The organism is Nocardioides szechwanensis, assembly GCF_900103935.1.
Classification (GTDB): domain Bacteria; phylum Actinomycetota; class Actinomycetes; order Propionibacteriales; family Nocardioidaceae; genus Nocardioides; species Nocardioides szechwanensis.
The window spans coordinates 480218-492663 of record NZ_FNIC01000002.1 but is presented as its reverse complement, the minus strand read 5'-3'; the positions used below and the strand labels follow the sequence as shown (position 1 = coordinate 492663).

The following is a 12446-nucleotide window of genomic DNA, read 5'->3' as shown; positions in this document are numbered from 1 at the left end:
ACCTAACGGCGACGGGTGTCCGTGATGAGGCTGCAGAGGGAGGGGGCGGGTGAACCTCGTCCACAGGAACCTGCCAAACGTCGCGGAAGTCTTACTGACTAGCCCACATCCGCGTACGGCTGCGCCGAAGAGGGCGCCAGGGCTAACGTCGCCTCACTACTTTCGTCGGGTGCTCCGAACGACGTCCGAGCTTGAGGTCGGACGCCGTCGCCGCCGCTGGAGCGTCTCATCACAAGTCGACGGAAGGCCAACACATGTCCCCCACGGAGCCCCTGACCTGCCTTCGACGACGCAGGGCGGTCGTCATGGCGGTGGCCGTCTGCCTCAACGGCTCGCTCCTCCTCCCGGCCCACGCGGAGGCACACGCAACGATCCGGCAGCCCACGACGGTCTCGTCGGACTCGCACGGACCCGCCTCGACGCTGACCGACCCGGGACGAATTCGCTCGCTGGCCGCCAAGGCCTACCGGTGGGGCCTGCCGGCCGAGTTCGTCTACCGCTTCTCGCGCTACAACTACCTGGCGACCGCACCCCGCAACAAGCTCGGCGGCGGGAGGGCCGCGGCCGCCTGGAACAACAACGCGACCAACGCAGGCGACGCCTCGGTCGTCTACCTCAACGCGATGCTCGACCTGAGCGGCGACCCGAGCCGTGGCCACACGCGCGAGCTCGTCATGACGGTGCCCCCGTCGCAGGACGACTACTACGTGGCCAACCTCCTCGACAGCTTCGTCAACACGGTGGGCAGCATCGGCACCCGGACCACGCCGTCCACGACCGCGCAGACGTACCTGGTCGCCGGCCCGTCGTCAAAGTACGCACATCGGCGGAAGGTCACGATCAACGGCTTCACCTATCGGGTGATGACGATGGACACGAACCTCAACTGGCTGCTGATTCGCATCCGGGCCGACACCCTCGTGGACCCGGCGTCCCCCGCGTCGGCTCGGTCGGTCATCGACCACGTCGTCGCGGGCTTCGGACTCCAGAGCCTGCGTAGCTTCGAGCGGAGTCATCATGAACCCCGCTACTTCGAACCCGGGTACACCCCCACTGCCTGGCAGAAGGCGGCAGCCCAGAAGTGGCACAACACACCCACGGAGGCGACGACGTTCCTCGAACAGATGGGGCGCTCACTGCGCATCAGCCCCCTGCCCACCCGAAACACCGGGCTCAACGGCACGCCCCTGAAGGCGCTGCCGCCGTGGGTGATCGCGCAACCCGGCGCGAAGAAGATCTACCGGTACCCGTCGTACGGCCAGCGGAAGTCCCTAGAACGGTTCGCGCGACTCGGCCTGACCGAGCGCGGCTTCCACGTCCCCAGCAACTGGGGCGAAGCCCAGCTGGAGGCCCTGCAGGACGGCTTCGAGCTCGGTCAGCAGCGGGTCGCCCGAGCTGCGACCGCGGTCGGCGTCAGCAGCAGCACCCACTACTGGAGCTACCTCAACAACGACATCGGCAGCTACCCGAACTCCGCGGCCGGCTACCTCATGCGCGCCATCGTGGTCCTTGCGGGCGGGTCGGCGAACCTCCCGGAGGACGCCGTGTACGCCCAGCTGAACGAGTACGTCGACCCCGACGGCGTCGCGGAGGGCCTCGACGGCAACAACACCTACACGCTGACCTTCACGCCCCCGGTCGACGGCGCACCCGTGCCCGCCGACGGGATCCTGCCGCCGATGGTCACCGGCCCCAACGGCAACCCGAAGGGCTTCTGGTCGATCCACGCCTACGCGACGGACGCCTCCCAGGCAGCTGCGCCGTTCATCACCCAGGCCAGCGTGCTCAACACGGCCTACTCGGACGCCGACCTCACCGTCACCGCGGTGGACGCCGTCGCCGACACGGTGACAGTGACGCCCTCCGACTGGGGCCCGTTGGTGCAGAGTTCACCCGTGCTGTTCGGGTCGACGGCCGGGTCGTACGGGCTGCAGCCCAACACGCCGCACTACGTGGCCAGCGTTCCGACCGAGACCACCGCCGACGGGATCGTCACGAGCTACACATTCCAGGTCAGTACGACGTGGCAGCAGGAATGGAAGGCGACAGACGCACACCCCGTGCCGATCCAGGGGACGGGCGGCGAGCCGGGAGACGTGGTGCCAATCGACGACCCGGGCGATGCGGTCGACCTCACGTGGGGGCCGGTCCAACCGGTGTCCCAGCTCGGCTCGCAACAGATCACGTCGGGCCGACTAGCGACGAACCCCGACGGCTCGGTCACGATCTGGATCGCACCCACACTGCCGGACGGCGCGCCGATGACCAACTGGCTCCCGACGCCCTCGACGGCGTACAACGAGTCGGTGTACGGCGCCACCGGCACGTCGATGGCGACGAGCATCCGGCCGATGATGCGGATGTACTACCCGTCGCCCGGCAGCGACACCCAGCCGTCGATCCTGCCCCCGCCGAGCGGCGCGTCGACGGCCACCTACGTACTGCCCCAGCTGGCGAAAGTGGGCTAGTTCACGGTCAGGTCCTGAGCGTGGGGGTGAAGAGTTCGTGCCGGTGTGCCACTCGGCCGCTTACGAGGACATGGATGGGGCCGACGACGACTCCCCCCTCCTCAATTGCAGGATCTTGCCCACTCAACGCAGTTCGTCGGCCCACCCCTCGAAGAACGTCTTGGCGAGCGGGAGATCGCTTGCCGCAAGCGGAATCTCGTCGGCGGCGAACCGCTTGAGGGTGTCCATCATCTGCGCGAGGACCTGGGGGTCGAACCCTGCGTCAAGCACCTGGGCCTGTTCCAGCGGATCGTCCTTGCCGAAGCGTTGCGCGAGAACGTCAACGTCGGCGAAGACCACTTGCACGCCCTGTTCGAGCCGTTCACCCAGACCGACCCCTCCGCCACACGCGGCTATGAGGGTGCCGAACTCGGCCTAGCAATCTGTCGTGACCTGGTTGACTTGATGGGCGGGCAACTCCAGACCTCCCCCACGATTCGGGGGGGAACCACATTCACCTTCGTCGTCCCCCTGGGACACTCCAGCGAAGGCAACGTTGGAGAGCAGGACCGGTAGCCGACCGTTGTCCCAGGTCCCGCCCCTTAGCCCTTCCTTGGTCGAACTAGGGCGACCCATGGTTCCTCTCCGCGCCTGCGAGCGGCGGGGCTGATTACTGCCGGGACGCCACGACCGCTCATGACCGACCGCTTCGCGGCGGAAGCGGATGGTGTCTCCTACCCCAGGAGTGCTCGAAGGCGGATGCCGTCGCCGACCCGCTGGCTGCCCACGCGCCAGCCGTCTCGGTACGTGAGCTCGGAACTCGGGACCTCGATCACGCCCTCGGCGGTGGGCGTGATCCGCATGAGGACCTGAGGGTTCTCACTGGACTCCCAGGTGATCGGTGTGCCATCGACAGGCTCTAGCGTGGCGCAGTGCTGCTCGGCCCCCGCTTCGTCTATGGAGCCGATGCTGCCGCCGCCGGTCCGTACGGGGATGCAGATGAAGTGGTCGATCTCGGCTCGCGCGCTGTTGCGTTCGACGACCGGCTCGGCGTCCTCAAGGGTGATGGTGCCGTTGGGGTCGCCGTACGTGACTCCCACATAGATCGACTTGCCCACTGGCCACGAGCGAGCGACCTGGCCGATGCTCCCGTCTGCGTCATCGAAGGCGTGCGGATGACGCCAGACCCAGGCGAGCACACTCAGCGCGATCACGAGAGTGACCGTCGTTGCGGCGGCAAGGACTGTGCGCCGACGTGCGACCGGCGTCCCTGCCCGGGACTCGGGCGACTCAGAAGCGCCGCCCAGCGTGGAGGAGTTGTCGATCACGGTCCCCTAACGGAGTGAAGGGGAGGGAGTTACGTGAAGCAGTGGCTGCCGGTCGCTCGCGCATCGACTACCGCTCGGGTCGCGGCATGAGCGTAAGTGTGCTCAGTCCTCGTCCTAGTCACTGTGCGTGAAGAAGGCCGTTCCTTTCAGGATGGCAGGGACCACGCCCAGAGCCATCAGCGACAGGATCGGCGCGCGGCGTGGTCCAGCCAGCGCGTAGCCGGGGCAGCGCCGCATCCCGTACCAGCGATCCCGCTAGCGATGAGCATGGGGAGGTCGCGCCTCAACTGGTCGCCCGGATCAGTCTCGAAACCCCATCCGGTCATCGCCACGGCGAAGAGCGCGAAAAGGCCGGTTAGGCGGCGCGACGACTAACGCGACCACCAGTCGGATGAGCCACGCCGGAGGACCGACACGAGAAGGCTGCGCTTTGGGTAGCACAAGGGACCGGTTGCTGGTGAGCACGCCCCTTCAACGGTCGACCTGCCAAGTGGTCACTCGTCACGTGGCGTTGCGGCTGCTGGCCGATGGCCAGGAGGTTGTCGACGTCCCGCCGACGCTGTCGGCACAGGCCAGGGTGTTCTCGACCGGCCAAGGCCCCCACGGCTACCGCTGCCACGCCAACACCGGCGTGAAGTTCCCGGACACGCCCTGACCGAGCCACGCTCGGGCTGATGGCGCCGCCGGGGCTGGGCGCGCCGCGCGTGTGCCGGGCGAGGCACCGGTGTCAGGTCAGCTCAGTCGCTCGATGGTGAGCGTCGAGGCGACGGGGTGGGACCCGCCCGCGAGAGGCGTCACCGTGAGGGCGGTGCTGTTACCCGCCGGGTTCCGCACGGTCAGGATGGAGTTCACCGTCGTCGACTCCACGTAGGCCGTGCCGGAGATCGGTGTCGTCCCGGTGGCCCGGCCGACGACCGTGTAGGCCAGATCAACGCCGTTGAGCGTGAGCACCAGCTGACCCGCCTCGCTGATCGGCACCGAGAAGGACACCCGGTAGGTGCCGATCTGCGCCAGGTTGAACGTGGAAGGGCCAGTGCGCACGATCGACCCCACGGAGGGCCCGTCCTGGGGGAACGAGACGTCGGCGCCCAGCGCCACGGTCGCTGCGTTGTCGGGCGGCGCGAGCGCGAAGAACTCGGCGAACTCGGAGATGGCGTCCGCGCCATCGGCGCCGTTCGCACCGGCGGCACCAACCGGACCCGGGGGACCAGCCGGACCCTGGGCACCAACCGCACCGTTGGCGCCGGCCGGACCGGTCGCGCCGTCAGCCCCGGCCGGGCCCTGCGCCCCTGGTGCGCCGGCGGGGCCGGTGACGCTCCACGAGATCTTGTAGTAGCCCTTCGGACAACGCTTGAGAGCGCCGATGCGGGTCATGCTGCGGGTGTCGACCTTGACGCAGGCGTAGAGCCGAGTCACCTTCTGGGCCACCGACGCGCTCTGGCCGTGGCCGGCCACCGCATAGGCGACCCCACTACCGCCCATGAGCAACGCGAGTGCCAAGACGGCTACTGCGTGCCTGCGTAGATATCCGAGGAATTTCAGCATGAGGAACCTCCGGACCTAGGGCTCGGTCGTGGTGACCACGGGAGCGTCCTCGGCACACTAGCGCTCGGAACACCGCCGGCGGGCTGCTTCCAAGAAGCCTTGTCCTCGACGAACAACGGGCGCAAAGTTTCCTGGCTGCGGGTGTCGTATCCGGCGCCGGCCGTTCGTAGCGTAGGCAACGGCGGACACCGGGTGCGCCTGAGCGAGGGAGCAGGAATGGCCGAGTACCTCATCTACTTCAACCAGCAGTGGGTCGGCGACCACACCGAGGAGTGGTTCCGCAGCCGCGGCCCGCTCGCCATGGCGGTCGTGAACGAGATCAAGGCCGCCGGGGAGTACCTCTTCGCCGGTGGGCTCGAGGAGGAGGGGCCGGTCTTCAGCGCCGACGCCACCAGCGGCGAGCTCATGTTCACCGACGGGCCGTACGTCGAGACCAAGGAGTGGCTGGGCGGGCTGACCGTCGTCGACGTCGCCGACGAGGAGCGGGCCAGGATGTGGGCCGGCAAGATCGCCGAGGCGTGCGGCTGGCCCCAGGAGGTCCGGCTGTTCGGGTCCATGCCCGAGATCGAGACCTCGGAGGACTAGCGTTCGCTCATGCGACTCCGGCTCGGCCGTCCCAGACTCGATCGGTACGCCGGCCGGTTCGACGTACCGCCGGCCGACGGGGACCTGGCGGTCACGTTCCTCGGGGTCGCCAGCCTCCTGGTGAGCGACGGCGAGTCCGCCGTGATGACCGACGGGTTCTTCTCGCGGCCCTCGCTGCTCAAGGTCGCGACCGGAAAGCTCGCCCCCGACCTCGCCCGGATCGACAGCGCGCTGAGGCGGGCCGGGGTCGAGACGCTGGACGCCGTACTGCCGGTCCACACGCACTACGACCACGCCCTCGACTCCGCCGTCGTCGCCGACCGGACCGGAGCGGTCCTGGTCGGCGGCGAGTCCAGCGCGAACATCGGGCGCGGTCATGGCCTCCCCGAGGACCGGATCCGGGTCGCGACGCCCGGCGAGCCGATGACGTACGGCGCGTTCACCGTCACCCTGGTCGAGTCCCATCACTGCCCGCCCGACCGGACCCCGGGCGAGATCACCGAACCCGTCGTCCCGCCCGCCAAGATGGCCGACTACAAGTGCGGCGAGGCCTGGTCGATCCTGGTCGAGCACACCAGCGGCAGGACGGCGCTGCTGCAGGGCAGCGCCGGCTTCGTCGAGGGGTCACTCACCGGGCGTAGCGCGGACGTCGCCTACCTCGGCGTCGGCCAGCTCGGAGTCCAGAGCGAGGACTACATCCGCACCTACTGGGCCGAGACCGTCGAAGCTGTCGGCGCGAAACGTGTCGTACTCACCCACTGGGACGACTTCTTCCGGCCCCTCGACAAGGAGCTCCGGGCGCTCCCGTATCTCGGCGACGACCTCGACCTCACCATGCGCGTCCTCGACGACCTCTCCGGCGAGCACGCGGTCCCCGTCCACTTCCCGACGCTGTGGCAGCGCGAGGACCCCTGGCTCGGTTTTCACTGAACGTGGTGAATACTGAGACCCGGTCAGGCTCGTCAGAGGCTGGCTTCGCGGACGTGGTGTAGTTGCAGCACGCTTCCCTTCCAGGGAAGGGGTCGAGGTTCAAATCCTCGCGTCCGCTCCATATCTCGAACCCGGGCGTGCTCACTCGCGCCGGGTGAAGCTGATCTTGCCGCCGGGGTGGTGGGTGAGGTCGTAGTCCTGGAGGTGGGCCAGGGTGTGGTGTCTCCGACAGAGGAGGACACCGTCCCCGACCGAAGTCCCCCCGCCTTTGGCCCACTGGGTGAGGTGGTGGGCGTCGCACCAGGAGCCGGGGCGCTCGCACCCGAGGGTGACGCAGCCGCCGTCGCGCACCAGCATCGCGATCCGTTGGGCCTTGGTGTGGAAGCGGCGTCTGCGGCCGACGTCGAGGACCTCGGACCTGCCGCCGAGGACGACAGGGATGACACCGGCTTCGCAGGCGAGCTTCCTCGCGAGGCCGGGGCTGATCCTGGTGCCGGTGTCGAGCTGCGCCGCCTTGAGCCCACCCATCAACGTCTCCAGGGTCATCGTCACGACCACCGTGGCACTGACGCCGCCGGCGGTGGGGAGCTTGTCGGTGGGGTAACGGCGGACGTACTCGGCGAACGCGAGCCCCATGCCGTGGGAGGAGAGACCTTCACCGCCGGCCTTGGGCGAGGCGATCGCCTGGACCGCTTTGCGCAAGGTGTCGGCGACCTCGGTGGGCACGGTGAACCGGCCATGGGTCTGGCCGTGGCCGTCGTCGTGCATGGTGAGTCTGGCGGCCTGCTCTGCCGTCTTCTCTTCGGCGGCGAGCTGTCTGGCTTCTTCGTCCTCGCCGATCTCGGGGGCGACGACGTCGAGGATCCGTCGGCCCTGGATCCGCAGCGCGCGGGCGTCGTAGTGCGCGGCGGCTTCGAGGAGGTAGTCACGTGCTCGAGTGCGGACGTCCGACTGGACGGTGTCGGGCAACGCGCCGACGGAGTCAGTGATTGCCCGGGCCTGGTCGACCAGGACGTCACCGCCCGCAAGAGCCTCACCGACGGGTTCGTGGGCCTCGAGTGCTTTGGCGAGCTTGATCTTGCGGTGCGCCTCGGCCTGGGTCATCCGGGTGTGGTTGGCCCACCACACCCCCGCCGAGGTGGCACCCGTGGCGTCGCCGACCTGGTTGCGGTCGGCGTGGGCGGCGACCTTCAGCTCGAGGGCGCTGAGTCGCGCGAGGAGCCGGGTCGCCTCGACCAGCGTGTGGCGGGTTTCGTCGTCGCCCATCGACCACATCGGGCGCTCGCCGATGTGATCGAGCTCGTCGTGCATGCGCGCCACGAACGAGGCAACCGGGTGCCTCGGTGTGTGATCGGCGCTGATGCTCATGACACCTACTCAAGCACCAGGCACCGACAGTCACGGGGCTCAGACCCCAGTATCCACAAGGGTTTCGAGAGGTTTCTGAGTCTTTACGTTGGTGGTTTCGAGGCCCGAGACGCTACGCGCGCGGGCCCCAGTCCCCTGCGGAGGCAGTCACGTCGCCGGGTCTCGACACGGGCTCGCTGCGCTCCCCCGGCTCGACCAGCGAAGGAAGCGGGGCCGTCGACGCACACATAGGTGACCTTCGTCCCTGCTGACCCGGCACCCCGAGGGAGTAGGCAGGGGACATGACTGCGAGCACCCCCGCCCCTCCGTCCAGCCTGGAGATCGCCACCGCCGCCACGTTGCGGCCCATCTCGGAGGTCGCGGCCGACCTCGGGATAGAGGAGGCCCACCTGGAGCACTACGGCGCGGGCGTCGCGAAGATCGATCTGAAGGCGCTGGACGTGGGCCGGGCGCCAGGAGGAAGGGCCAAGTACGTCGTCGTCACGGCCGTGACGCCCACGCCGCTCGGGGAGGGCAAGACGACCACGTGCGTGGGTCTCGCGCAGGGGCTGGTCCAGCGCGGCGCGAAGGCGGTCGTGACCCTGCGGCAGCCGTCGATGGGGCCGACGTTCGGGATCAAGGGCGGGGCCGCCGGTGGCGGCTACAGCCAGGTGGTGCCCATGGAGCGGGTCAACCTCCACCTCACCGGCGACTTCCACGCCGTCACCGCGGCCCACAACCTGCTGGCGGCCATGGTCGACAACGACCTGCACCACGGCAGCGCCGTCGGTCTCGACCCCCGCAGCGTGACCTGGCGGCGAGTCATGGACGTCAACGACCGGTCGCTCCGCAACGTCGTGGTCGGGCTCGGCGCCCGGATGGACGGCGTACCGCGCGAGACCGGCTTCGACATCACCGCGGCCAGCGAGGTCATGGTGATCCTGACGCTCAGCACGTCGCTGCGTGACATGCGCGAGCGGCTGGGCCGGATCGTGGTCGGCAGCACCTGGACCGGTGAGCCGGTCACCGCCGAGCAGCTCGGGGCGGCCGGGGCGATGGCGGTGATCCTCAAGGACGCGCTCAAGCCCAACCTCCTGCAGACCCTCGAGGGTGGCGCGGCGCTGGTGCACTGCGGACCGTTCGGCAACATCGCCACCGGTACGTCGTCGGTGATCGCCGACCGGATCGCCCTGGCGCACGCCGACATCGTCGTGACCGAGGCCGGCTTCGGCGCGGACATGGGTGCCGAGCGCTTCTTCGACGTGAAGTGCCGAGCCGACGGCCTGACCCCCGACCTGGCCGTGGTCGTCACCACGGTCCGGGCGATGAAGGCCCACTCCGGCCGCTACGACATCCGCCCCGGCAAGGACCTGCCGCCGACGATGCTCGAGGAGAACCCCGGCGACGTCACCGCGGGGCTGCCCAACCTCAAGGCGCACATCGGGATCGTGCAGCGCTTCGGCGTCACGCCGGTCGTGGCCATCAACGCGTTCCCTGAAGACCACGCCTCCGAGCACGAGGTCATCCGCCATCTCTGCGAGCGCCTCGGCGTCCGCTGCGCGGTCACCCGCCACGTCGCCGAGGGCGGCGCCGGAGCCGGCGAGCTGGCCGAGGTCGTCATGGAGTCGCTGCAGGACGGGTCCGCGTTCAAGTTCCTCTACGATCTGTCGGTCCCGCTCGTGGAGAAGATCGAGACCATCGCCACCCAGGTCTACGGCGCCGACGGCATCGATCTCTCCCCCGCCGCGGCCAAGGGGCTGGCCGACTTCGAGCGACTCGGCTTCGGCCGGCTGCCGGTGGTCATTGCCAAGACCCACCTGTCGATCAGCTCCGACCCCAAGCTGAAGGGTGCCCCCACGGGCTGGCGGATGCCGGTGCGCGAGGTACGTGCCTCCGTGGGGGCCGGCTACGTCTACGCGATCTGCGGAGACATGCGGACCATGCCGGGACTACCGAAGCACCCCAACGCCGGCCGGATCGACCTCGACGCCGACGGCAACGTGGTCGGGCTCTTCTAGCGGGGACGCCTCGCCCTCGACGGTGAGGCGGGGCAGGACCCGGTCGAGCCAGGCCGGCAGCCACCAGTTGGCCCTGCCCAGCAGCGCCATGGTCGCCGGCACCAGGATCATCCGGACCACCGTCGCGTCGATGAGTACGGCGGTCGCGAGGCCCAGGCCGAGCATCTTGAGCGACGGGACCGGGCTGGCCACGAAGGCGAGGAAGACCGCGACCATGATCAGCGCCGCCGAGGTGATCACGCGGCCCGTGCCGGCGAGGCCGCGGGCGACCGACTCGGTGTTGTCGCCGGTCCGCACGTACTCCTCGCGGACCCGCGACAGCAGGAACACCTCGTAGTCCATCGACAGGCCGAACAGGATCGGGAACATGATCACCAGAATCAGCGAGGTGATCGGGGTCGGGCCCTCGAGCCCGATCAGGCTGCTGCCCCAGCCCCATTGGAAGACCACGACCAGGACGCCGTAGGCACCGCCGATCGACAGCAGGTTCATCACGGCCGCCTTTAGTGGGACGACCACGGACCGGAAGACCAGCATCAGCAGCAGGAACGACGCCACCAGCACCGCCCCCACGAACAGCGGCATGGTGTCGCTCAGCTGGGTGGTGAGGTCGTCGGTCGTGGCCGTGATCCCGGAGACGCGGACGTTGCCGGGCAGCAGGTCCCGGACCTCGGCGATCGCGACCGAGGTCTCGAGGTCCGCCGGGCCGGTGGTCGGCATCGCGGTGAGGACCGCCGTACCGCCGTCGGCCGACGTCCGCACAGCGCTCACCGAGGCGATGTGCGCGTTGGCAGCGACGGCCTCGGTCAGGGTGGTCAGGTCGGCGGCACCCGCACCCGGGGCCTCCAGGTCGACCACGAGGAGCAGCGGGCCGTTGACGCCCGGACCGAAGCCCTCCTCGAGCAGGTCATAGGCCTGGCGGTACGTCGTGCCGCTCGGCGCGTCGCCGGCGGCCGGGAACGCCGTCTGGATCCACAGTGCCGGAGCGGCCAGCGCGAGCAGGGCCACGGTCGCACCGAGCAGGTAGGGCCACGGCCTCCCGGCGACGCGGTGACCGAAGCGCCACCAGGCGCTGTCGGAGGGGCGAGCCGCGGGGCGGTGGCGCAGCACCCGGCCGGTGTCGATCCGGTCGCCGAGCAGCGCGAGCAGGGCGGGCAGCAGGGTGAGCGCGGCGGCGACCGCTGCCAGCACCACGATGGCGGTGGCCAGGCCGATCGAGGTGAGCAGGCCGAGCCCGGTCAGGGCGAGGGCGGACATCGCGACGGCGACGGTGCCGCCGGCGAAGATCACCGCGGCTCCGGACGAGCCCATGGCGCCGGCGAGCGCCCGCTCGTTGTCCTGCCCGGCCTCGCGGTTCTCCCGGTAGCGGGCGACGATGAACAGGGCGTAGTCGATGCCGACGCCGAGCCCGACCACCCCGGCGACCGGGACCGCGGACACCGAGACGTTCATGGAGCCGGCAAGCAGCAGGATCCCGCCGATACCGGCACCCACCGAGACCAGGGCGAGAGCGATCGGCACCAGAGCCGCCACGATGGTGCCGAACGCGACCAGCAGCACCAGCAGGGCGACCAGGATGCCGATCCCCTCGCTGGGTGAGCTCTCGTCCGGCGCGTTGAGGAAGACGGCGTCGCCGCCGAGCTCGACCCGCAGACCGGGTACGTCGGACGTCTCGACCACGTCCGTCAGGTCCGCGAGCGAGCCCTTGCCCAGGTCGACCCCGGGCGCGTCGAGGGTGAGCTCGACGAACCCGACCCGGCCGTCGGCCGAGACCGTTCCGACGCGGAGCGGGTCGCCGAAGCCCTCGACGTGCTGGGCCAGCGCGACCTCGACCATGACTGCGTCGATCGCCCGCCGGTGGGCCGCCAGGGGCTGCCCGTCCTCTGAGGCGAAGACCACCAGTGCGGAGCCCTGTGCCGCCTCCGGGAAGTCCTCCTCGAGCTGCTCCAGTGCCCGGCCGCTCTCGCTGCCAGGTGCGACGAAGTCGTCGACGAACGAGCCTCCGCCGCCGGCCGCGAGGAACACCACCGCCAGCAGCAGCGCCACCCAGCCCACGATCGTGCGCGACGGGTGCCTGGCGCTGGCGGTTCCGATGCTGCGACTGAAGCGGTTCATGGTCTGTCTCCTCGTGGGGCGGCGGCCTCGGCGGTCGCTGATGGGTACGACGGTGCCGTGCGACGAGGCCAGTGGTCGCCCCCCACGAGGCGGACCCGGAGCCCCTCCTCCAGACGGAGTTGCGCGCGCCC

The 12446-nt window shown here is 69.7% G+C and carries 11 protein-coding genes and 1 tRNA gene; 7 read left to right on the top strand and 5 right to left on the bottom strand.

The features are described 5' to 3' along the window. Nucleotides 1-305: 305 nt before the first annotated feature. A complete protein-coding gene (locus tag BLR90_RS07570) occupies nucleotides 306-2468 on the top strand; it encodes a DUF1254 domain-containing protein (RefSeq protein WP_170254347.1) in 2163 nt (720 codons plus the stop codon). A gap of 123 nt (nucleotides 2469-2591) precedes the next feature. Here the strand turns inward: BLR90_RS07570 and BLR90_RS21430 are convergent, their stop codons facing one another. Then, nucleotides 2592-2807, bottom strand: a complete 216-nt coding sequence (locus tag BLR90_RS21430) for a hypothetical protein (protein ID WP_245715218.1) — start codon at nucleotides 2805-2807, stop codon at nucleotides 2592-2594. Between BLR90_RS21430 and BLR90_RS21760 the strand changes: the two genes are divergently transcribed. Beyond that, nucleotides 2775-3023: an ATP-binding protein gene (locus BLR90_RS21760; protein ID WP_425433644.1), complete on the top strand. Its 249-nt coding sequence runs from the start codon at nucleotides 2775-2777 to the stop codon at nucleotides 3021-3023. The genes BLR90_RS21430 and BLR90_RS21760 overlap by 33 nt on opposite strands. 158 nt (nucleotides 3024-3181) lie before the next feature. Here the strand turns inward: BLR90_RS21760 and BLR90_RS07560 are convergent, their stop codons facing one another. Beyond that, entirely contained in the window at nucleotides 3182-3775 is a 594-nt protein-coding gene (locus tag BLR90_RS07560) for a hypothetical protein (RefSeq protein WP_143016148.1), read from the bottom strand. Between the two features lie 490 nt (nucleotides 3776-4265). On the opposite strand from BLR90_RS07560, the gene BLR90_RS07555 reads away from it, so the two are divergent. Further along, complete coding sequence (locus BLR90_RS07555) at nucleotides 4266-4430, top strand: hypothetical protein (RefSeq protein ID WP_218029428.1); 165 nt, start codon at nucleotides 4266-4268, stop codon at nucleotides 4428-4430. Nucleotides 4431-4507: 77 nt separating this feature from the next. On the opposite strand, the gene BLR90_RS07550 is transcribed toward BLR90_RS07555, so the two are convergent. Beyond that, nucleotides 4508-5275, bottom strand: a complete 768-nt coding sequence (locus BLR90_RS07550) for a hypothetical protein (RefSeq protein WP_218029429.1) — start codon at nucleotides 5273-5275, stop codon at nucleotides 4508-4510. A gap of 261 nt (nucleotides 5276-5536) precedes the next feature. Between BLR90_RS07550 and BLR90_RS07545 the strand changes: the two genes are divergently transcribed. The 3 genes from BLR90_RS07545 to BLR90_RS07535 all read left to right on the top strand — a co-directional run bounded on the left by BLR90_RS07545 (nucleotide 5537) and on the right by BLR90_RS07535 (nucleotide 6956). After that, nucleotides 5537-5905 carry a YciI family protein gene (locus BLR90_RS07545; RefSeq protein WP_091024095.1) on the top strand — a complete coding sequence of 123 codons (369 nt, stop codon included), beginning with the start codon at nucleotides 5537-5539 and terminating at the stop codon, nucleotides 5903-5905. A 9-nt stretch (nucleotides 5906-5914) separates the two neighbouring features. Continuing rightward, complete coding sequence (locus BLR90_RS07540) at nucleotides 5915-6835, top strand: MBL fold metallo-hydrolase (protein ID WP_091024093.1); 921 nt, start codon at nucleotides 5915-5917, stop codon at nucleotides 6833-6835. Between the two features lie 47 nt (nucleotides 6836-6882). After that, nucleotides 6883-6956: transfer RNA gene (locus BLR90_RS07535), tRNA-Gly, on the top strand. Between the two features lie 20 nt (nucleotides 6957-6976). Here BLR90_RS07535 and BLR90_RS07530 read toward each other — a convergent pair. After that, a complete protein-coding gene (locus BLR90_RS07530) occupies nucleotides 6977-8203 on the bottom strand; it encodes an HNH endonuclease signature motif containing protein (RefSeq protein WP_245715202.1) in 1227 nt (408 codons plus the stop codon). Nucleotides 8204-8484: 281 nt separating this feature from the next. Here BLR90_RS07530 and BLR90_RS07525 point away from each other — a divergent pair, with 281 nt between their 5' ends. Continuing rightward, nucleotides 8485-10200, top strand: a complete 1716-nt coding sequence (locus tag BLR90_RS07525) for a formate--tetrahydrofolate ligase (RefSeq protein ID WP_091024091.1) — start codon at nucleotides 8485-8487, stop codon at nucleotides 10198-10200. Here the strand turns inward: BLR90_RS07525 and BLR90_RS07520 are convergent. Continuing rightward, nucleotides 10132-12315, bottom strand: coding sequence for an MMPL family transporter (locus tag BLR90_RS07520; protein ID WP_091024089.1), 2184 nt, complete (start codon nucleotides 12313-12315; stop codon nucleotides 10132-10134). The genes BLR90_RS07525 and BLR90_RS07520 overlap by 69 nt on opposite strands. Nucleotides 12316-12446 lie beyond the last annotated feature (131 nt).

Bases quoted from the DNA above. Each gene is read 5' to 3' on its own strand.
- BLR90_RS07525 (WP_091024091.1), top strand. From the start codon at position 8,485: ATGACTGCGAGCACCCCCGCCCCTCCGTCCAGCCTGGAGATCGCCACC.
- BLR90_RS07530 (WP_245715202.1), bottom strand. From the start codon at position 8,203: ATGAGCATCAGCGCCGATCACACACCGAGGCACCCGGTTGCCTCGTTC.
- BLR90_RS07545 (WP_091024095.1), top strand. From the start codon at position 5,537: ATGGCCGAGTACCTCATCTACTTCAACCAGCAGTGGGTCGGCGACCAC.
- BLR90_RS07520 (WP_091024089.1), bottom strand. From the start codon at position 12,315: ATGAACCGCTTCAGTCGCAGCATCGGAACCGCCAGCGCCAGGCACCCG.
- BLR90_RS07540 (WP_091024093.1), top strand. From the start codon at position 5,915: ATGCGACTCCGGCTCGGCCGTCCCAGACTCGATCGGTACGCCGGCCGG.
- BLR90_RS07570 (WP_170254347.1), top strand. From the start codon at position 306: ATGGCGGTGGCCGTCTGCCTCAACGGCTCGCTCCTCCTCCCGGCCCAC.